Annotated in this window: 20 protein-coding genes; 6 read left to right on the top strand and 14 right to left on the bottom strand. The window is 33.3% G+C overall.

The features are described 5' to 3' along the window. Window positions 1-28 precede the first annotated feature (28 nt). From O5640_RS07540 to O5640_RS07515, 6 genes are all read right to left on the bottom strand, one after another. Window positions 29-2254 (bottom strand): molybdopterin oxidoreductase family protein, encoded by a 2226-nt coding sequence (locus tag O5640_RS07540; protein WP_269611776.1) that lies wholly within the window; start codon window positions 2252-2254, stop codon window positions 29-31. 73 nt (window positions 2255-2327) lie between these two features. Then, window positions 2328-3869, bottom strand: a complete 1542-nt coding sequence (locus O5640_RS07535) for a NarK family nitrate/nitrite MFS transporter (RefSeq protein WP_269611775.1) — start codon at window positions 3867-3869, stop codon at window positions 2328-2330. Between the two features lie 342 nt (window positions 3870-4211). After that, window positions 4212-4526: a hypothetical protein gene (locus tag O5640_RS07530; protein ID WP_269611774.1), complete on the bottom strand. Its 315-nt coding sequence runs from the start codon at window positions 4524-4526 to the stop codon at window positions 4212-4214. Window positions 4527-5417: 891 nt separating this feature from the next. Beyond that, the gene (gene moaA, locus O5640_RS07525; protein WP_269611773.1) at window positions 5418-6464 is read right to left on the bottom strand and encodes a GTP 3',8-cyclase MoaA; all 1047 of its coding nucleotides are present in this window, start codon (window positions 6462-6464) and stop codon (window positions 5418-5420) included. A 3-nt stretch (window positions 6465-6467) separates the two neighbouring features. Beyond that, window positions 6468-7037 (bottom strand): molybdenum cofactor guanylyltransferase, encoded by a 570-nt coding sequence (locus O5640_RS07520; RefSeq protein WP_269613824.1) that lies wholly within the window; start codon window positions 7035-7037, stop codon window positions 6468-6470. 169 nt (window positions 7038-7206) lie between these two features. Continuing rightward, window positions 7207-7674, bottom strand: a complete 468-nt coding sequence (locus O5640_RS07515; RefSeq protein ID WP_269611771.1) for a nitrate reductase associated protein — start codon at window positions 7672-7674, stop codon at window positions 7207-7209. Window positions 7675-7794: 120 nt separating this feature from the next. Between O5640_RS07515 and moaC the strand changes: the two genes are divergently transcribed. Then, complete coding sequence (gene moaC / locus O5640_RS07510; protein ID WP_269611770.1) at window positions 7795-8280, top strand: cyclic pyranopterin monophosphate synthase MoaC; 486 nt, start codon at window positions 7795-7797, stop codon at window positions 8278-8280. A gap of 7 nt (window positions 8281-8287) precedes the next feature. Beyond that, complete coding sequence (locus O5640_RS07505; RefSeq protein WP_269611768.1) at window positions 8288-9565, top strand: molybdopterin molybdotransferase MoeA; 1278 nt, start codon at window positions 8288-8290, stop codon at window positions 9563-9565. A 1-nt stretch (window position 9566) separates the two neighbouring features. Here O5640_RS07505 and O5640_RS07500 read toward each other — a convergent pair whose 3' ends face one another. Together O5640_RS07500 and O5640_RS07495 are read right to left on the bottom strand one after the other, a co-directional pair. Then, the gene (locus tag O5640_RS07500; RefSeq protein WP_269611766.1) at window positions 9567-10013 is read right to left on the bottom strand and encodes a molybdenum cofactor biosynthesis protein MoaE; all 447 of its coding nucleotides are present in this window, start codon (window positions 10011-10013) and stop codon (window positions 9567-9569) included. Beyond that, a complete protein-coding gene (locus O5640_RS07495) occupies window positions 10006-10257 on the bottom strand; it encodes a MoaD/ThiS family protein (RefSeq protein ID WP_269611765.1) in 252 nt (83 codons plus the stop codon). Before O5640_RS07495 ends, O5640_RS07500 begins: the two co-directional genes overlap by 8 nt. Before the next feature lie 38 nt (window positions 10258-10295). On the opposite strand from O5640_RS07495, the gene moaB reads away from it, so the two are divergent. Both moaB and O5640_RS07485 read left to right on the top strand, forming a co-directional pair. Further along, window positions 10296-10790, top strand: a complete 495-nt coding sequence (gene moaB, locus O5640_RS07490; RefSeq protein ID WP_269611764.1) for a molybdenum cofactor biosynthesis protein B — start codon at window positions 10296-10298, stop codon at window positions 10788-10790. Window positions 10791-10816: 26 nt separating this feature from the next. Continuing rightward, a complete protein-coding gene (locus O5640_RS07485; RefSeq protein ID WP_269611763.1) occupies window positions 10817-11572 on the top strand; it encodes a sulfite exporter TauE/SafE family protein in 756 nt (251 codons plus the stop codon). 176 nt (window positions 11573-11748) lie between these two features. Here O5640_RS07485 and O5640_RS07480 read toward each other — a convergent pair whose 3' ends face one another. From O5640_RS07480 to O5640_RS07470, 3 genes are all read right to left on the bottom strand, one after another. After that, a complete protein-coding gene (locus tag O5640_RS07480; RefSeq protein ID WP_269611762.1) occupies window positions 11749-12459 on the bottom strand; it encodes a capsid protein in 711 nt (236 codons plus the stop codon). 218 nt (window positions 12460-12677) lie between these two features. Next, window positions 12678-13568 carry a formate/nitrite transporter family protein gene (locus O5640_RS07475; RefSeq protein ID WP_036906156.1) on the bottom strand — a complete coding sequence of 297 codons (891 nt, stop codon included), beginning with the start codon at window positions 13566-13568 and terminating at the stop codon, window positions 12678-12680. Window positions 13569-13833: 265 nt separating this feature from the next. Further along, window positions 13834-15495, bottom strand: a complete 1662-nt coding sequence (locus tag O5640_RS07470) for a ferredoxin--nitrite reductase (protein ID WP_269611760.1) — start codon at window positions 15493-15495, stop codon at window positions 13834-13836. Between the two features lie 234 nt (window positions 15496-15729). Here O5640_RS07470 and O5640_RS07465 point away from each other — a divergent pair, with 234 nt between their 5' ends. Together O5640_RS07465 and cobA are read left to right on the top strand one after the other, a co-directional pair. After that, window positions 15730-16542: a CbiX/SirB N-terminal domain-containing protein gene (locus tag O5640_RS07465; protein WP_269611759.1), complete on the top strand. Its 813-nt coding sequence runs from the start codon at window positions 15730-15732 to the stop codon at window positions 16540-16542. Then, on the top strand, window positions 16539-17324 hold the full coding sequence (gene cobA / locus O5640_RS07460; RefSeq protein ID WP_269611757.1) for a uroporphyrinogen-III C-methyltransferase: 786 nt from the start codon (window positions 16539-16541) through the stop codon (window positions 17322-17324). Before O5640_RS07465 ends, cobA begins: the two co-directional genes overlap by 4 nt. Before the next feature lie 22 nt (window positions 17325-17346). On the opposite strand, the gene O5640_RS07455 is transcribed toward cobA, so the two are convergent. From O5640_RS07455 to queC, 3 genes are read right to left on the bottom strand one after another with little or no spacing between them, the layout of a single operon-like run. Further along, window positions 17347-18174, bottom strand: coding sequence for an aminotransferase class IV (locus O5640_RS07455; protein WP_269611756.1), 828 nt, complete (start codon window positions 18172-18174; stop codon window positions 17347-17349). After that, a complete protein-coding gene (locus O5640_RS07450; protein WP_269611755.1) occupies window positions 18171-19511 on the bottom strand; it encodes an anthranilate synthase component I family protein in 1341 nt (446 codons plus the stop codon). Before O5640_RS07450 ends, O5640_RS07455 begins: the two co-directional genes overlap by 4 nt. Continuing rightward, window positions 19508-20188 (bottom strand): 7-cyano-7-deazaguanine synthase QueC, encoded by a 681-nt coding sequence (gene queC, locus O5640_RS07445; RefSeq protein WP_269611754.1) that lies wholly within the window; start codon window positions 20186-20188, stop codon window positions 19508-19510. The genes O5640_RS07450 and queC overlap by 4 nt, the downstream gene beginning before the upstream one ends. Window positions 20189-20234 lie beyond the last annotated feature (46 nt).

The raw sequence follows: 20234 nt of genomic DNA, 5'->3' as shown, positions 1-20234 counted from the left end.
TTCAAAAGTAAGTATTGTCACCAATTTTTTATTGCCTATTGACGATTTCTTTTACGTATTTAACAAATCCTATTTCATCGTTTTCAATTGGTTGATTGATAGCATTCACTGGAGCCACAATTACAGCACTTGCTTTTAGTTCAGGTTGTTTAGATACGGGACATGATTGTTCATGCATCAAGTTATTTGCTTCACAGTGATTTGTTTGCGTGAAGCCCCAGTGCATTGGAAGAAAAACTGTGCCTCGACGAATACGATCAGTTTCTTTTACACGTACCGTAATATATCCTCTACGAGAATTAAGAGCAGATAACTCACCATCTTTGATATTCATATCTTTTGCATCCATAGGATGAATTTCAAGTAATGGTTCAGGGTGCATTTTATTGAGTCGATTTACTTTTCCAGTACGAGTCATGGTATGCCATTGTCCCAGGTAACGCCCAACAGTTAAGACTAACGGATACATATCGCATGGAGGCTCAGCAATTCCCAGAGGTTGCTTAGTGTAAAACTGGGCTCGACCATTAGGTGTCGCAAACTTTTTATCTTCATAAAGTCGCTTGGCTTTTTTCGTAGGATTACTCTCTCTTGGAAATGGCCATTGTTGGGGACCAATACTTTTTAGTAATTCATGATTAAGTCCCGAACTATCACAAAGACGACCGCTTGTCAGAGCTGTGAATTCTGAATATACCTCGGAAGAAGAATCGTAAGTAAACTGATCAACAAATCCAAGTTTTTGGCCTACTTCAGCAAAGATCTCCCAATCTGGACGACTTTGACCAAAGCAAGGACGAAAAGCTGGACAATAAGTAATTCGTCTTTCTGAGTTAGTCATTACACCGGCTTTCTCGCTCCACTGTGCAGCGGGTAATAATAGGTGGGCGTAATGAGAGGTTTCTGTATTTACATATGCTTCAGATAATACAACTAGTGAACAGTTTTTTATTGCGGCTTTCACTCGATTTAGATCAGGCATGCTTACAAGTGGGTTAGTTGCAGCCACCCACCAAAGATCTATTTCTCCTTTTTCCATTGCTTCAATTTGTTGCCAGGCATTTAAACCTGGTTCTTCAGAGATATTTCCAGCAGGAAAATCCCAATGATTTTCGACTGTTTGTCTATGTTCCTTATTAGAAACATTTCGATAACCAGGAAGTAGATGGGATAGGCCTCCTGCTTCACGTCCTCCCATAGCATTTGGTTGGCCAGTAAGTGAAAAAGGTCCTGCTCCCTCTTTCCCAATTTGCCCTGTAAGAAGATGTAGATTGATAAGTCCTCCAACAACTGCAGTACCTTCTCTTCGTTGATTTACCCCCATTGACCAAAGACTGAGCACTCTTTCATGGTGATTAAACATATTAGCTACTTCTTCTAATTTTTTTTCTGGGATACCACAAAAGCGAGCAACGTTTCGTGGCGTCCAATTTTTTATAATCTCTAAGAATTCTGAATATTTATCTGTATGATTTTCAATAAATTCTGTATTGTGCCCATTTTTTTTCAGAACCAAATGGGCAATACCATATAACAGAGCTAAGTCACTACCTGGAGCAATAGGCAGATAAATGTCAGCAGCTTTTGCAGTGTCGGTTAATCTTGGATCTATAACAATAATTTTTACTTTATCATGATGTAGTTTTTTCCTTTTGAGTAGACGTTGAAAAAGTACTGGATGGCATTCCGCAGTGTTAGTGCCAATAAGGAATGCAACGGTGTAGTGATCAAGGTCTTCATAACAACATGGAGGACCATCTGATCCAAGACTTAAATTATATCCAGCGACAGCTGAGCTCATACATAGTCTTGAATTTGCATCAAAATTATTTGTACCTAACGCTCCTTTGAGTAATTTTTGAGCAATATAGTAGTCTTCAGTATGAAATTGTCCAGAACCATACATCGCTATAGAGTTTGGACCTTTTTTGATCAAACTTTGATTGATCTGTGAAACTATTTTATCTGTAGCTTCATTCCAGCTAATCGGTTGATATTTATCATTGAAATTATCTCGATATAGAGGTTGATTTAATCTCCCTGGAGATAAGCTTTCTCCTACGGTTGCACCTTTAATACATATTTGTCCAAGGTTGGATGGATGATTGCGATCTCCTCTAGACCTCCACATCGGATAACCATCTGAATCTCTACGAACTGCTTTTCCGAGTTCAGCTGGTGGTTGCATTTCTAGACCACATCCAACTCCGCAATATGGACATTGAGTAGTTAAATTTTCAATTTTCTCTGTCATCTCACTTCAATGAGATAAGAAAATAAAACCTTGGGTAACTACCCAAGGTTTTGATTGAAAATTGATTGATATTTTAAGCAATTTCCCCTTCATGTAATTCATCGAAGGATCCTTTTGGTTCTTTAAGAAAGAAAAAGCACATGAATGCAACAATCAGCCCTGCTATTCCTAAGATTTGGAAAAAGGCACTATTGGAATTAGCAATTATCTCTGCTGTTGCTTCTCCACCTCCACTCATCCACATAGGCAGAAGACTAAAAATAGTTAGATAAGTAACTGCTCCTACGTTGCCATAGGCACCAACAAGACCAGCAACCTGTCCAGTAACTCTTCTTTTCACAAGTGGCACTAGAGCAAAAGTAGCGCCTTCCCCTGCCTGAACAAAGAAGGAAGCAAGCATTGTTATGAACAATGCGACGATAATTCCACTTACACCTGAAAAAGTACCAGGTTTGATCCAACTCATGACAAGGTATCCAATTCCAAGGCCTCCGGTTAGAAAACTCATAGTATTTTTTCTACTTCCAAGCTTGTCAGAAATTAGACCTCCAGCTGGACGTGCAATAAGGTTAACGAAAGCAAAGGAGGAGGCTAGAATGCCGGCAGTTGCTTTTGGTAAATCAAATGTTGTCTCAAAAAAAGTAGGTAACATTGAAACAACTGCCAGCTCAGAACCAAAATTAACAATATATGTTAGTTCAAGAATGGCTACTTGTTTAAATTCATAACGGTCTTCTTTTGGATAAATTTTAGTTCCTGCAATTAATTCTGAGTTTGTACGAATAATCCCCCAGGTCTGAAAAGCGAACCAAATTAAAACAGCGAAAAGAGCTAATGGATATGTTCCCTCATCAAGGAAACCAACTTTCTTTAACCTCCAACATAAAACAGAAAGTATGGCTGCAAAAGGCACATTCATACCCAAAAGCCCCCAAAAATCTCGCATAGAAGTGACTTCTAGCCCAGCTGTTTTAGTTGGGCGCTGATAAATTTTTCCGGGAGGAGTATCCCTGACATTAAAGAAATAAAAGATGCCATACAATGCTGAAATCAAACCACTGCCAGCGATAGCACCTCGCCAGTTAAGAACGGCACCTGTTGGTAATTCAAATCCACCTGAAAAAGAAAGTAACCCAGCAATGGCAACCATTGTCAGAGCCGAGAAAGCCGAGCCAAAATTACCCCAACCTCCATATATTCCTTCTGCTAGACCGATTTCTTTAGGTGGGAACCATTCAGCCACCATCCGAATACCAATTACAAATCCTGCACCTACAATTGAAAGTAATAAGCGAGCGATAACTAATTGATTAAAAGTTTCTGCTGAGGCGAAAAGTAAGCATGGAATTACCGAAAAGATGAGAAGACTTGAGTATGTTTTACGTGGTCCAAATTTATCTAGGAGCATTCCGATGAGGACTCTCGCTGGAATTGTTAATGCAACATTGCAGATAGCTACAGTTCGAATTTGACCCAAAGTGAGCCCCAAGTCTGCTTTAACAGTCGTAGCAAGGGGAGCTAAATTGAACCAAACAACAAAAGTTAGAAAGAACGCGAACCAAGTGAGATGAAGTGTTCGATATCTCCCTTGAAATGTCCAAAGATTGCCAAGCATTGATATTAAAAAGTAAGAAAGAAGGCTTAAAAAGTTTGCCTATTAAAAACGGTAAAAAATCTAACCGTTTTGAAAAATTAAATCAGCCGGCATACTCCGACTAAGTAGTAGTCGATACAAAAAATGATAGTTTTATACCTATTTGTTTAATTAAGTAGTTATTGCTACTAAAACGAATTATTTGTCTGAGGATTTCAAGATCTTGAATACTATGTGGCAAAAAATACAAAATATTAGATATCGAATGTATTGATTTTCTTTAATTCAGTTTAAAATTTTTCTGATAATCTAAATTATCATTCATCATACTTGCATCAATTAATCAATTGAAGATGAGTAAAATCAATCAACAAAAAGAGGAGACCATAAAGTTGCCTCAGAGGTTATTACAGGTTCAATATTGATAGAACTTGAACTATTTGTATTTAATTTTGTATTTGATTGTTTAATAATAATGTTATCTCGTGTCCCCAGTTCAGACCAAAGAGTGGCAGGACTAGCAATTACTGGGTCAACAGTAGTTAATTTATTTTGAACAGCAGGGGAATAGCTTCTAAAAAGCTGAACAGCTAAAGAACTAATAATGAATGCTCCTAAAAATCCTGCTGAAACAGTAATGGCACTTTTTTCAGTGCTTTGTATGGAACTTGTAGGCATGTTTAATTTGGATCGTTTTAGCTTAAGTCCCCCGTTCCTTGGCTTAAGGCGGTTTGCGGCTCGCTGAAGCGAGTTGAACGTTTTGTAGTAATGACTACAAATTTATTATGATTATCTTTTAAGAGCAGTGTTGTTCAGCGTAATACAAAAGTATTTAAAAATTCTTCCAAAATATTTGACTGCTACATCTTTTACCTTTCTGTATGCTTTGATTTTTTATAATTTATGCCTCTATAAGAAAATAGAGTCTCATTGATGGTCATTTTGGCTTTGATTTGCCTATCTAGATAACTCGTGTTTGAGTAGTGAAGATTTTTAATGTCTTCTGGTAGATATTTTTGACCTCTGTATGTAAGGAGATCCATGAGAATAGAGTGATGAACTATGCAAAAGTTCTAAAGAAGACCCGAGCTGATCTAAAAAGAAGAATTTTGTATTAGTTAATACAATATAATGCTTTAAGCTCTTAAAAGTGGTTCAGGTTGATACAAAAAAATCAATGAACAGAAAACTAAATTGTATTGACTGTAGTTACTTTTATAAATTTTACTTATTATAATTCTAAATTAAATTAAATTAAATTAATTAAAACTCAATCCTGTATTTTTAGATTTCAAAAAAGAGTAGGTGGGAAGTTGGTTAATCTCAGACTGAAAATAAGTATCATTATATTGGTTTGTAGATGCATAACCTTTACTTACATACCAACCATGAGTCATACCCATTAACATTCCTAAACTAATAGCAAAGCGCACTTTTTTGAAACGACTAATGCGAATTTCCTAGATTTTTAGTACTTCAGTTGTCTTTATTTATACGAAAATTAATTTTCAAAAGATTATTTTTTAATTTATGTACTAGTTAATACTATTTTCTTTGTGCATATGGATTTTAACCTCCTAAATACGACATTGAAGGATGAGGTTTTTGTGGTTTCGAGTTATCAGATTTATCAAATCTATTTTCACTATATTTATCATCTCTTATTAGCCATATTGTCTCCAGAAATTCTTCTAAGCCTTTTTCATTAATTGATGGATTGAGCCATTTTTTTAAATCAGAACCATTGTTTGAAAAAAGGCAAGTATGTGCGAAACCATCACTAGTAATCCTTAATCTATTGCAGTCAGAACAAAAAGGATTAGATATCGAAGATATAGTACTTATGAAGCTATTGCTATCTTTCATATACCATTTATGGGCTGTATTACCTTTTAATCTTCCAGCCTCATTAATTTTAAAATGTTGTTTTATTATACTTATCAATTCGTGAGATTGTAGAACTTCATTAGCTTGCCAATTATTCTTATTTCCTACATCCATATATTCTATGAATCTAATTTCAATAGATTTAGCTTTAGCAAAGCGAACAAGATTTATGATCTGATTATCATTTATGTTCTTTTTGATGACACAGTTTATTTTCAGCTGACCCTCTAATGGATCAAAGCCTGCTTTGATGGCATTATCAATGCCTTGGAGAACATGATTCAGCTTATTCTTAGCTGAAATCATATTATTATCTCCTGTCATTATTGAAAATATTTTTGGATCTAAGGCATCTAGACTAACTGTGATCCTGTTGAGTCCATAAGCAAATAAATCTTGACATCTATCTTTTGTTAATAATGATCCATTTGTAGTTATAGCAATGTCTTTTAAATTATTAATAGGATGATTTCTTGTTTTCTTTAATTTATTAATTGCTTCCATCAGCTTATTCAACTGACTGCTTATTAATGGCTCTCCCCCAGTTAATCTGAGTGAGTTTACTCCTAATTTGCAAGCAACCTTAATTATTGATAGGAATTGCTTATTAGTTAATGTAGTCAAACAGCTATTATTTTCTGGCAAACAATATGGACATGAAAAATTACATTTATTAGTTAATGAAAGCCTTAAAACTTTTAACTCTCTATCATGAATATCTTTCATCATACTTTAATAATAATTTAGTGATTTTAGTTCTTTTAATGAGTTGACATTTATGAATTCTTTGTCTTTGGCAAAATAATAATGAAAAGGAATTGATTTTGTCCATCCCTGAAAGTTTATTTTACCTAATTGAAGTCTTTCATTTAATTTATTTAAGTTAGCTTGATTTAGAGGATAAATACCAAGTAGAGGTTGAGCCATTTTATTACTATGTGCGATAAGAGCTATATCTCTATTTTTTTGCCAATACTTTATAAAATTTTCAATATGCTTGCTATTAATGAAAGGCATATCTACTGGCATTAAGAGTATATAGTCATATTTTCCTAAAAATTTTGAATATAAAAACTCCATACAATTTAGTGGTCCATGGAAAGGTTTTTTATCAAATAATATATTTACTTTATGAAATTCACTAATTTCATTTATATGAGATTGATGATTAGTTAAGAGGATAGTTTCTAAGTCCAGTTTTTTCAGAATATTTAATTTATGTGATAACCAGCTATCGCCTTCATGATGTTTTAATAGTGCCTTATCTTTACCCATTCTTGTACTTTGCCCCCCAGAGAGAATACAAGCTTTGAGTTCTTTCTTAGTAGAACTATCTAAAATGATAATTAATTTTCTCTAATTTAAAAACTAGCATAAAACATGAATAAATATTTATTTTGTTATCATGAAAACATAAACTATAAATTAATTTAATTGATCTAATCTTCATTATTCGAAATCTCTATAATTGCTAAGAATCATTATTGATTAATATTTCTTTAAAAGCTTTAATAAGATTTCGGTGTTCATGTCCAGGTCTTGCAAGTTTACATAGAGCGAACCTTTCAAGTTCGCTCAAATTAGACCATATTTTCTGAGAGATCTGAAATGTATATTTGCTTGCTTCAACATCAATAAAGTCTGGGACTGTACCCGATAACAACCAGGGCTCATCTTTTGAAATTAAAATTTCTTTTGCTTGACCTATACGACTACGACTAGTTTTACTAATCAAATAGGATTTTAATCCATCTAAGTCGTCAATCGAATCTGACCAATAAACTATTTTTCTTTTATCATCGTGATTTAACTCTTGCCAATGTTGAAGTTTTAGTTTTAAACCGATAAGATCAAGTTTCCTACGAACGCATAAAGGTATACATCTTAGATCACTAATAAATTCATCTTCAAATTCAAAACAGTGGCTTGATTGTTCCAAGTCAAAACCTACGGATTTAATTTAACCATAATAACTTATTTGTGAATTTTACTATTCTCTAACATATAATAATTAATCATTATTTTTTATTTATCATTATAACTAATCATAAATAAGAAAATGGATTCAAACCTAACTCATTTAAATGAGAAGGGCGATATGTTTATAGTTGATATTTCTGAGAAAATAAGCACTCCTAGAGAAGCTCTCGCTGAAGGATATATTGATTTAAGTGTGGAAGTATTTGATAACGTTAAAGACGGCAATATAAAAAAAGGAGATTTATTTGCTGCTGCAAGATTTGCTGCAATTAATGCATCTAAAAAAACTTCGGAATTAATCCCACTTTGTCACTTATTAAGTTTAAGTAATATCAGGATTGATATAGATCTATGTAATAAAAAAAGAGCGATAAAAATAACTGCATTATGTAAAACTAATGCTCAAACTGGTGTAGAGATGGAAGCACTTACGGCGGTGTCTATAGGATTACTAACTATTTACGATATGCTTAAAGCTATCGATCCTTTTTTAACAATAAATTCAATTCGACTTTTAGAAAAAAAAGGAGGCAAAAAAGGTATCCTGAGGAGAGAAACTAATTAATTTTTTGATGACTCAAGAGCCTTTTTTAAGGGAGGGATTAAAAGTAGAAGAAGCTAGAAAAGAAATTTTAAAGGAAATCAAGAACGTTTTAGATGATTTTACTATTCCTTTCGTAAGTATTCCTTTAGAAGATTCCTTAGAAAAAATTTCTTCAACAGATATTTTTGTAAAACAGAATATTCCCGGCTTTAGAGCCTCCATAATGGATGGTTACGCGGTTAGTCATTCTGCCAAACCTCAGAAAGGACAATATTGGAAAGTTGTTGGAGATTCATCCGCTGGTAAACCTTACACTAAAAATCTTTCTGAAGGTGAAGCCATTGCTATAAGCACTGGTTCATTAGTTCCTGATGAATGCTCTTGGGTTATTCCTTTAGAACAGATAAAGACAGAAATGATAAAAGATAGCTCTTTTGAGAAAATACATCTCATAGACGACTTAACGAATAGTACTTGGATTAGATCTGTTAATGATCAATTATCGGAAGGAGATATCGTATTAGCGAAGGGTCAAAAAATTACTCCTAGTATTATTGGATTACTTGCTAGTTGTGGAATAAGTTATATTAGTGTGTTTAAATCTTTCAAAATAGGATTACTTATTTCAGGCGATGAATTAATCAAACCTGGTATAGATAAATCAACTGGATTAATCTGGGAAAGTAATAGTTTTTTAATTAAAAGTATTATAAAAAATCTTGGATATGATATCAATGAAATATCAATTCAAGCAGACGATAAATTCAAATTAAAGAATTCTCTTATTGAACTTGCAAAAAATAATCAAATTGTAATTTCCATAGGTGGAATTTCCGTTGGGAAAAAAGACTATATTAAAAATATTATTAATGAAATTGGAGAAATAAAGTTCTGGAAGCTTTTTTTAAAGCCTGGTAGACCCTTTGCCTTTGGTTTTATTGGTCAAGATATTCCATTTTTTGGTTTACCTGGTAATCCTGTGTCTGCAGTAGTAATTTGTTTGCAAATTTTGTGGCCCGTATTTCAAGTTTTTAGTGGAGTGAAGAACATAGAAACACCCCTTAGATTTAAGATCAGAATTAATTCTGATCTTAAAAGAAGAAAAGGTAGACCTGAATTGATTAGATCTAAACTTAAAGTAGATCAGCAAGGTGAGTTATACGCGGATATTCCACCTGCACAATCATCCTCACAAATTTCTTCTCTAATTGATTCTGATCTGTTAATAGAGATACCACCTGAAAAAGATTTACTTAAGAAAGGAACATATCTTTGGGCACAGCTTTTCAGAAAAACAATTTTATAGTTCACGTTGAAAGTACAGTATTATTTTTGACCCAGGAAGAACCTGCGTCAGTCCACTCCTTTTTCCAGAAAGGTACTTTGAATTTTGTCACCTCTAAAATTTCAGAGCAGTATTGATTAGCTATTCCTCTTTTATCAGCACCAACTGCTATGAGCACTATTGGCTCTAGTGGATCAATGAAGCCTACTCGATGGATAACTAACGCAGAAAAAGATTCGATTTTTTTAGTAATTTCTGATAAGTGCTTTTCGATTAACTTTTCAGTTAAACCACTGTAGTGATGGATTTCTAATTGTTTTAATTGACTTCCAAATTGATCTATCTCTCTAACTCGTCCAATAAAAATTGACATTGCAGCCATTTGATTATTAATTTCCCATTTTTCAATTTCTCGATATGGATCAAAAGGATCAGTTGCTATTTTGAATTTGTACTTAATTTTATCCACCTGTAAAAATCGGCATGAATGCTACCTCATCATTATCTTTAACAGTTTCTTCTAGACTAGAAATTTCTTTATTAATAGCCACAATTATTGATTGGTGAGCTACATTGATATTAATATGTTTTAGTATAGATTTTGCTTTTTTATCTTCTATTAGGTCTAAAGAAAGATATTTTTCATCCCATCCATATTTTTCACTTAATTCAGCAAACAATAATACTTTGATTTGGCTAGCATTATTTTTCATGTATAGTTAATTCATATATTTTAATTGTTTTATACTAAGTGGTTTCTATTGCATTGTTAACTGTATCTGATACTCGAGACATAAAAAATGATGATAGTGGTCAATTTTTAGTTGATTCAGTAAAAATAGATAAACATAATATAAGTAATAGAATAATATGCAAGGATAATGTTTATATTATTAGAAAGTATATAAGTGATTGGATAGCTGATGATGAGATTGATGTTATTATCACTACTGGAGGTACAGGGCTTACTTTTACTGATGTTACGCCTGAGGCAATAAAACCCTTATTAGATAAAGAAATAGAAGGTTTTGCGGAAATCTTTAGATATACATCATTTAAGAAAATTGGTACGAGCACCTTGCAAAGTAGATGTATTGCAGGTGTTGCGAATGGAACTTTTATCTTTAGTTTGCCAGGATCTTTAGATGCAGTAAATACTGCATGGAATCAAATAATAAAATATCAACTAAACAGTGATACTAAACCATGTAATTTGATAAATTTAATTAATAGATTAAAAAAATAGATGGAATAAAGATATGGATTAAAAGAGTGCTTTATTTCATTGGGATAGCATTAATTGCTTTTCTTTATTCGATTGTTGGACATGCTGGTGCATCAGGTTATATAGCGTGTATGGTCATATTTGATAAGCCAGTTTCACTTATCAAGCCAACAGCTTTAATTTTGAATCTGGCAGCATCAACATTAAATTCAATAAGATTTTGTGGTGATGGCCATTTAAAAAAATATACATTAGTTAATTTTTTAATACCAATTCTATTAGTTTCAATTCCCTCTACAATTGTTGGAGGTAACTTGAATATTACTGATACCTTACTTAGATATTTTTTATCTCTTATACTGTTTCTTTCCGGAATTAGATTTTTAATTACATCGTCAATAATAAAAAATAATACTATAACTGATTATAAGCTGCCCTCAAAAATTGTTATTTTTTTTACTGGTTCAATACTTGGCTTACTATCTGGAATTACTGGGACAGGAGGTGGTATATTTTTAACTCCTCTATCTATTTTACTTAAGTGGATGCCACTTAAAACTACAGCTGCAGCTTCATCCGTTTTTATTTTTTTTAATTCTTTAGTTGGAATAATTACATGGCAAACAATAAATAATTTTTCAAAAATTAATTTCACATCTAATATTTTTCTTCATTTAATTGTTGTATTGTTTTTTGCTTTTTGTGGCAGTTCTCTTGGTAGTAGACAATTTGATGATAATTTTATTAAAAAAATTATTTCTTTTATCTTATTTTTAGCAAGCTTTAAATTAGCTTTTGCTTAAAATTTAGTTAATATCAGTAAATCTTTATTTTGATAATTTACTTATATTTAAATATATACTATTAATTCATAAAAAATATTATTTTTTTAGTGTTTATGACTTTTTCCGGTAAATTTACCAATACCTAATTTCTTTAAATAGGTATTAAATTCTTCATATTTATTTTACATTGGAGTTTATATTTTCAAGTTCAGTTGTTTTTTTGCAAGTTCTTTGCGCTGAGAATTCTTCAAATTTTTAACTAAATCTAATAGGATATTTTTACTAATGTCAGTTCCGATTGAACCAAGAGCCATTAGTCCATAGTATGCAGATTTATCCGAGCCTTTTTGTATTACATCGCTTATAGCCATACAGATTTCTAAGCTTTCACGTCTTTGAATGATTGTCAGTGTTTTGATTACTATCTCTTCTCTGAAATCATTTAAAGGTGATTTTGCTATGTCAAGTAAATCAAAATCAGAAAGTAAATGAGCTTTAAACTTTAGTAATTCTAGACCAGCTATTTTCATTTTTTCACTTTTCTCTTCTAATATTTTTTTGATAAGCTCAATCGGTAATGTTCCTCCCCAACAAGCCAAAGCTTCTACGACTTTGATATTCATAGTGTCACCACTATAAAGATGTTTTAACAGCCATGCTTTGGCTTCATCTTGATAAGTAAGTCCTGCAGCTAGGATTAGTTCATCTTGATTGCCATATGTATGAATTAGATCTTTGATTTCGATCCATCCTACTTTTGATAATTGTCCTAAGCGAATTGCGATTTCTTGCCTGAGTTCAAAGTTAATATTTGGATTGTATGCATTTTTAAGCCACTCAGCGCTAGGCCTGGTTTTTTTTGCGTTATTAATGGTATCCCATATATTGCTTTCTTCAATAATCATAAAATTTAAATTGAATGGGATTTGAAAATAATTAATCAAAGTAGTTTTATAAGTTACTCTTTGTCTATTAATCAAGTCAAGTATATGATTTGTCTAGAGATTAATTGAAAGTCTTTTCAAATTCTATTTATAGCTATTAAATAGTAGATATATTAAGAAAGCCTAGAATACATTTTTCTAGGCTTTCTTAATTTTGTTTGAGAGTTAATCTTTTAATTTTACCTTGCACCAAGTTGTGCTTCGAGCTCTCGTTCTAATTTTTCATCTTTTACGTCTGGTAAAACATTAGAGATAGGAGTTTTGTGGGTGCTATAGAAAAGCATTCCAATAAATACCATTCCTCCAACAATATTGCCAATAGTCACTGGTAAGAAATTCCAAAAAATTACTTTTGTAAAAGGAATACCTGAACCAAGTAGAGGGCCAGTTGTATGCAAAAACATATTAACTACTATGTGCTCCATTCCCATTGTTTGGAATGCAGTTATAGGTAGCCAGCAAGCAAGTATCTTTCCTGGAACACTTTTACTTACAAGTGCCATTGTTACACCTAAACAAACAAGCCAGTTTGCAATTACCCCACGTAAAAATGCAAGGAAAAAACCAGTACTTCCAAGTGCTTCATATTTCACAACTGTGTTTGCTTTATGTATAGCTATTATTTTTGCTGCTACAACTGCCCATCCTTTTCCACCTTCAGCAGCAGCTAAAGGATCTACATTTCCAGCACTAGATAAACTAATTGAAAGTAGTACGGCAACAAATGCTGTACCTAGAAAATTACCGATCCAAACCCATAGCCAATTTCTTACAGTTGCAGTCCAAGAACTTTTACCTGCCCATACAGCCATAGGCAGTAAAGCAAAATTACCAGTAACAAGCTCCATTCCAAAAAGAACAATACTTGCAAAACCAAAAGGAAATATGAAAGAACCTAACCAAGGCATCCCAGATTGAATACCTATCGTAATGGCAAGACATGTAGCTAAACCTAAAATTGCTCCTGAATAGAAGCCTCTTATTAATAAGTTTTTTACGCTTACAGATGATTTCTTTCCACCTGCAGCAATCATTCCATCTACCAATTCATTTGGTAAGACGTAATCCATTTGAGAGGCACTTGCAGTCATAAATTTAAAAAGTAAGAAAAATAATTTTTTATAAAATCGAATTAATTACTAATTCGATTCATAAATTTGGAAAAGATGTCGGGGCTGCCATTAGCTCGATTAATCAGCGGTTTATCTTTGCCAAGGTTGTTAAACCAATTGATGAAACGAGAAATAGAATCTTTAGGTAAGACGTAGCTCATTTGAGAAGTACTTTGAGTCATAAATTTAAAAAGTAAGAAAAATAATTTTTTATAAAATCGAATTAATTACTAATTCGATTCATAAATTTGGAAAAGATGTCGGGGCTGCCATTAGCTCGATTAATCAGCGGTTTATCTTTGCCAAGAGGACTAAACCAATTCATAAATCGAGATAATGAACCAGATTTTTTACTTAAAAATATTTTTTCTTTTGCGTCAAAATTTGAAATAAGTAAATCTTTTAGTACATCTTTTAATTCATCTTGAGGGACAGATTTTTTTATTAATTCTCCTAATTTATAATTAGGCCCTTGTGATCCACCAATGCTTATATCATAAGCTTCAACAGTTTTTCCTTCTTTGTCTTTAGCTTTTTTACCCGTTAAACCAATTCCTCCCATGTAGGCTTGACCACAACTATTAGGACACCCGGTCCAATGAATCTTTAATTCGTCTTTCAAATCTAATTCTTTGTCTAATTCATGCGAGATTTTTAAAGCTTGATCTTTTGTATTTGTCAAAGCGAAACCACAATAGGTATTTCCAGTACAAGAAACAGTACCTGCGGCAATATTTTCTGGTTCTAATGGAAACTTTTGTAAGATAGATTGCTCCTTAAATTCTTTAATTAGATTTGTATTTATACCAGTAATAATAATATTTTGGTCTTCGGTAAGTCTTATTTCTTTATCACCAAAATTCTCGCATATATTTGCTAGATCTTGTAAATCTTCAGCCAAAAGACGACCTACTGGCACATGAATTCCTGCAAAATATTTACCTTCTTGTTTTTGAGAATGAATTCCAAAAAATGACCTTGGTTTATCTGAAAATATTGAACCTGGATCTTCTTTTAATGCTCCATATTGCTTTTCGATAAGATCTCTAAATTGTTCAATACCAATTTTATCTAAATAAAATCTAAACCTACCTTTAGGTCTTATATTACGTTCCCCATTATCTCTCCAGAGGGATAAAATAATTGATGTTAATTCATAAATTTTTTCTTCTTCAACCCAGGCATTCAACGGAACTGCATATTCATTCATTACTGATGAAAGTACACCTCCAATCCAAACACTAAAACCTAAAACTCCATTAATTTTAACTGGATGAAAAATTAAATCATTATGTAAAAGAAAATTATCTTTAGAGCCTGCTATAGCTGTATTCCATTTCCTTGGAAGATTTGAAAATTCTGAGTTTCCTTTACCTTCATTAGTTAAATGATCTTGCATTTTTGATGTATATATCCTTGTGTCTATAATCTCTTCTGGATCAACTCCAGCGATGGGATTTCCAGTAACATTTCTTGGATTATCAAATCCAGATTGAGTTGTTGATATGTTTACTTTTTTTAATCTATTTAATATCTCAGGCAAATCACTAATCAAAACACCTCTAAGTTGTATATTTTGCCTAGTTGTTATATCACAACTTCCATTTTCTCCATATCTAGCAACAATTGATGCAATTACTTTTAATTGTTCTGCATTGATTATTCCATTAGGTATTCTTAGCCTTAACATAAACTTTCCAGGGGTTTTGGGTCTCCAAAACATCCCATACCATTTCAATCTTAATTCTAAATCAGTTTTATCCATTTGCTCCCATCCCATTTCAGCAAATTTGTCTATATCCTTCCCGATTTCGAGTCCATCTTTAGCAGCTTTATTTTTTTCAATTTTATTTAGTTTTTTGCCTTCGAGATAGTATTGAACCATTAGTATTGATAGTTGACATTTATAATTAACCTTCAAAATCTAAACTTAAGGTGTATCAGTTTTTACCAAATTTTTTATTCATTTTGGTATCATTCAATACATCATATCTATCCATTTAATTGATTAATTGGTTTCAAAATTTCTCATTTAGTATTGGCGTCCAATTTCTCCGAGGCTTCTAATCGCTCCACTTTTGAGCATTTCCCAAACCTCTTTCATAGCAAAGAGGTCTCGATGAAAAGTACTTTTGAATCTTTTTCTTCCTCTGTATTGAGTGTTCCTTCGATCAACCCCCTCTCCTCGCCTGAAATTATTTGTTCTCGAGTATCTAGAATTTCTCATCATCTCAATTTTAATAAATTAGTTGAAAGTACTAATACATCTTCAGATGTCCATCAAAAGTTGTCTTTGTTACCAAATAGAATTAATTGTGAGCCTCCTCACCATTTACATTTACTAGTTCATGGTTCTCGAGCTGGTGAGATACATCCATCTCTTTTGTCTTTGGTTGATCAATTAAAAACGCTTAAAAATCGCTCTGTTTCAATAGAGGCTTTAACTGATGACAATCCAGAACAAATTGACATCGGTAATAGGTCAGTGTTTTTAGTTCCTCTTTTTTTGTTACCTGGAAGTCATGTTTGTATTGATGTACCAAAAATATTTAAACGTTTGCAAGAAGATGGACAAAATATAAAATTGTTTCCTTTCCTAGGTTCTTTTATGCCATGGCTATCATTAATAGATGATCTGATAACTAGTCAGAGTCCTTTTGTTAAACCTGCATTGATTCATCACCCTGTCTCTTCAGATACTTCAAGTGTTTTTCTTAAGTCCTTAGAAAAATTCCTAAATATTCCTCTTTATTCATGGTCTAGATGGAATCAAGATACTTTTAAAAAGGAGAAGAATTATCTTCCTATTCCCTATCTTTTGACTCCCAACAAAAATGTAGAAATTGATAGTAAAGGAGAGCAGCTTAAATCTTTGCTTGAGATTGATATTATTCATCGTGGTCTTGTTAATATTTTGGGTAACTTGCCATGAATACAAATCAGTTTGGCACTGTGCATCTTGTCGGAGCAGGTCCTGGTGATCCCGATTTATTAACAGTTAAAGCGCAAAAACTAATTAGTAAATGTGATGCGCTTGTATACGACTCTTTAGTTCCTATAGAGCTACTTGAATTAGTTTCTTCAAATTGTCAACTTCATTCAGTAGGTAAGAGGCGTGGTCATCATTCGGTTCCTCAGAGGACAACGAATGATATTTTGTTTGATTTAGCAAAGAGTTATTCTTGTATTGTTAGATTAAAAGGTGGTGATCCATTTTTGTTTGGTAGAGGTGCGGAAGAAGCTTCTTATCTTCATAAAAAAGGGGTTCCAGTACAAGTAGTACCTGGGGTTACATCAGGTATAGCTGCTCCTGCTTATGTTGGGATACCTATTACTCATAGACTTGCTGGATCTTCAGTTACTTTTGTGACTGGACATGAGGGGATTGATAAAAAACGCCCAGCTGTAAATTGGCGGTCTTTAGCTAAATCCAGTGATGGAATCGTTATATATATGGGTGTTCATAATTTAAAATTTATCTCAGCAGAGTTGATTGCTGGTGGTATGAATCCTGAGACTTCTGCGGCAGTTATTGAGCAGGGGACTGTAATTGGTCAACGTCATATTAAGAGCCCTTTGGTAAAGCTTTTTGACCGAGTTCAAGAAGAAAATTTAAGGTCTCCTGCGATTGTTGTAATAGGTTCAGTTGTGGACTTTCAAGTAGAAGCTTGCTCTCCAAAGCCAGCTGAAGTGACATTTCCAATTCCTATATAGAAAGTTTGTCCGATATTATTTTTTAGATTTTTAACAATCTCAGCCAAAATTCTTTGGGGTTAGTTGATATTTTTAATTCTTTTTTGTTTATTTTTTGAATTGGACGACAACTTAAACTATTGATTAAAAACCATTCATCATTATCTTTTGGTGTCGCTTCAATGAGAGCTTCTTTTATTATATTCATTTCAATTCCTCGTTGACGCATTATGCCAGGTAGACAACCACTATTAGATGGTGGAGTCAACCAATTATTTTCTCTTTTTACTAATATATTTGCTGTAGTGGCGCAACATATTTCACCTTGACTATTTAATAATATCGCATCATTAAAGCCTGCTTTCTTTGCTTCTATGCGCGCTTGAATCCCTTGGTTATAGGAAAATGTTTTACAATAACTCAATCGGCTAAAAGAATTTCTTCTTTCAGTTTGACTAATTATTGTAGATATAGATTCAAAATTTGGTTGATAAGAATCTATCTCCAACCAAAAACTATGATGGCTTGTCTTGCTGATATCAATTCCACGTTGTTTTGATGCTCCTCTAGTCCAATTAATACGAATTACTCCATTGACATTATTTAATTGCGATCGGTTAATGCCATCTTCAATGAGTGAAATCAACCAATCTTTTGATGGAGGGGGATTCATTTCTAAAATATTTGCACTTTCTTCCCATCTATTTATATGCTCATTAAGAAGCTGCGGAACTCCATTCAAAATGAAAATCGTTTCAAAGATTCCATCTGCAAAGTTGAGACCTCGATCATTAATTGGCACTTTTAAATCTTTTAAGACTCCCCAGTGACCATTAATCCAGCCTAATTTTTCGTTCTTATTTTCAGTCATGTTAACGCGTTTAAAAGTGGCATCAATTTCCAATTCATTTCCTCAGCTTCCTTTTGACTATCTGAATCTGCAACAATTCCACATCCAGCATGAGCACTGATAGAGGATTCTTTAATCATTAAAGATCGGATTAAAATATTGCTATCAAGGACCCCATCCCAATTTATATTTAATATTGATCCACAATATGGACCTCTCGCTGTTGGTTCAAGTTCATACAATCTTTTACATGCTCTAAGCTTCGGTGCTCCTGTTACTGAACCTCCTGGCCAGCATGCTTCAAGCAAGTCAACCCAAGTTTTATTGGTTTTGAGTCTACCTTTAACTACTGAAGTGAGATGATGAACTTGTGAATAGCTTTCTAAAACTAGTAGATGAGGGACTTTGATTGAACCAGGCTGGCATACTCTTCCAAGATCATTTCTTAGTAGATCTACAATCATTACATTCTCAGCATGATCTTTTGAACTACAAATAAGCTCTGCTGCCCAATCAGCATCTTTTTCTGGATCTCTATCTCTGGGTCTAGTTCCCTTGATTGGTCTTGTTTCGACTTCTCCAGTGGGGAAAGCTTTTAAAAATCTTTCTGGTGAAGTTGATATAATAGCTTCTCCTTTTGCCATTTGATCGCCGATAATTACTCCAGCAAATGGAGCAGGGGAACATTTTTTAAGTTTTGAATATACGTCTATTGGACGCATGGATTCTGGTAATGGGGCTTTGCATGAGGTGGTTAGATTAGCCTGAAAAATATCACCTTTCGCAATCCATTCTTTGATCTCATCAACTCTTTCAGAATATTCTTGACTTGTTAATTTCCAGTCCCAAGATTCTAGGGGGATACTATTCTTGCGTTCTATTTGTTTTGTCCCGTTAGTGTTGGCTTTGGAAAGCTTTTGATGAAAAGTACTGTTTAGAAAATTTTCCATAATTGAGATGCGCTTTTCATCTTTGCCTTCTAGCCATAGCTCCTTATTTTGAAGATCAAATTTTAATATAGGGTCATGAGAGGCTATCCATAAAGTTGCCATAGAACTTGTTTGCCATGGATTTTGTGGCTCTGTCCAAGATGCAGCTTCATAACTAAGCCAACCAGTCCAATGGCCTGGCGGTAATTCGCGTAAAATCTGAAAAGGATTTGAATTCGTTTTTGAATTTCCTAATTCTCTTGAACAAAACTGCTCTAAAGGGTTAATTCCTAAGGTAACCCATCGACCTAAATCACTCCCATCGCCATCAAGCCACGTAAATCCAGCCTCTCCCCATTCTTGAATCAATTTGTGAGCTACTAGTTCAGGTACTTCCCACTGACATAGTTGTCGTTTAATGTTATTCATGAGATATCTTGACTACATAAATCTTCTCGACCTATCTCTTTTAATGCTTTATCTCTAATACGACAACTATCACATTTACCACACGGTTTACTCTTACCCTGATAGCAACTCCATGTTTTTTCTATAGGAATTTGTAAGCGCAATGCTTCTTTAAAGATTTTTGTTTTTTCCCAATTTAGTAGTGGAGCCCAGAGTTTTATACCTTTCCCTTCGCGTCCTACTCTGCTGGATAAGTTAGCTAATTCTTGATATGCCTTTAAATAATCCGGTCTACAGTCTGGATATCCAGAATAATCCATTGCATTGATGCCTAATGCTATTCGATTTGCACCACGAGCCTCTGCAAGACTCAACCCAATAGCAACAAAGATTGTGTTTCTACCTGGAACGTAAGTGTTAGGAATAGTATTTTTTTGTATGCCTTTAGTGGGTATTATTTTAGACGTATCAGTCAAGGAGGACCCACCCCAAGAAGATAAATCAATCTTGATTGTTATATGATCCTCAAGATTTAAATCTTTTGCTAAATCTGCTGCTGCTTGTAACTCTTTAAGATGTCGTTGGCCATAATCAAAGGATAAACCAATTACTTTTTGTCCAGCTTCCATAGCGATACAAGCAGCTGTAGCCGAATCAATTCCTCCAGAAAGTAATGCAATTGTTGTCTGTTCAATCATTATTTTGTTTAAATCTAATGAATCAAAATCTCAGTTATCTAGATGG

It is taken from the genome of Prochlorococcus marinus str. MIT 0912 (assembly GCF_027359595.1).
GTDB classification, from domain to species: Bacteria; Cyanobacteriota; Cyanobacteriia; order PCC-6307; family Cyanobiaceae; genus Prochlorococcus_B; species Prochlorococcus_B marinus_C.
Note: the sequence above shows the minus strand (reverse complement) of the source record. Positions and strands in the feature narration are given on the sequence as shown.

Bases quoted from the DNA above. Each gene is read 5' to 3' on its own strand.
- O5640_RS07465 (WP_269611759.1), top strand. From the start codon at position 15,730: ATGAAAAGTACTTTTGAATCTTTTTCTTCCTCTGTATTGAGTGTTCCT.
- cobA (WP_269611757.1), top strand. From the start codon at position 16,539: ATGAATACAAATCAGTTTGGCACTGTGCATCTTGTCGGAGCAGGTCCT.
- queC (WP_269611754.1), bottom strand. From the start codon at position 20,188: ATGATTGAACAGACAACAATTGCATTACTTTCTGGAGGAATTGATTCG.
- O5640_RS07480 (WP_269611762.1), bottom strand. From the start codon at position 12,459: ATGATTATTGAAGAAAGCAATATATGGGATACCATTAATAACGCAAAA.
- O5640_RS07530 (WP_269611774.1), bottom strand. From the start codon at position 4,526: ATGCCTACAAGTTCCATACAAAGCACTGAAAAAAGTGCCATTACTGTT.
- O5640_RS07505 (WP_269611768.1), top strand. From the start codon at position 8,288: ATGACTCAAGAGCCTTTTTTAAGGGAGGGATTAAAAGTAGAAGAAGCT.
- moaC (WP_269611770.1), top strand. From the start codon at position 7,795: ATGGATTCAAACCTAACTCATTTAAATGAGAAGGGCGATATGTTTATA.
- O5640_RS07540 (WP_269611776.1), bottom strand. From the start codon at position 2,254: ATGACAGAGAAAATTGAAAATTTAACTACTCAATGTCCATATTGCGGA.
- moaA (WP_269611773.1), bottom strand. From the start codon at position 6,464: ATGATGAAAGATATTCATGATAGAGAGTTAAAAGTTTTAAGGCTTTCA.
- O5640_RS07535 (WP_269611775.1), bottom strand. From the start codon at position 3,869: ATGCTTGGCAATCTTTGGACATTTCAAGGGAGATATCGAACACTTCAT.
- O5640_RS07455 (WP_269611756.1), bottom strand. From the start codon at position 18,174: ATGACTGAAAATAAGAACGAAAAATTAGGCTGGATTAATGGTCACTGG.
- O5640_RS07450 (WP_269611755.1), bottom strand. From the start codon at position 19,511: ATGAATAACATTAAACGACAACTATGTCAGTGGGAAGTACCTGAACTA.
- O5640_RS07470 (WP_269611760.1), bottom strand. From the start codon at position 15,495: ATGGTTCAATACTATCTCGAAGGCAAAAAACTAAATAAAATTGAAAAA.
- O5640_RS07495 (WP_269611765.1), bottom strand. From the start codon at position 10,257: ATGAAAAATAATGCTAGCCAAATCAAAGTATTATTGTTTGCTGAATTA.
- O5640_RS07475 (WP_036906156.1), bottom strand. From the start codon at position 13,568: ATGGATTACGTCTTACCAAATGAATTGGTAGATGGAATGATTGCTGCA.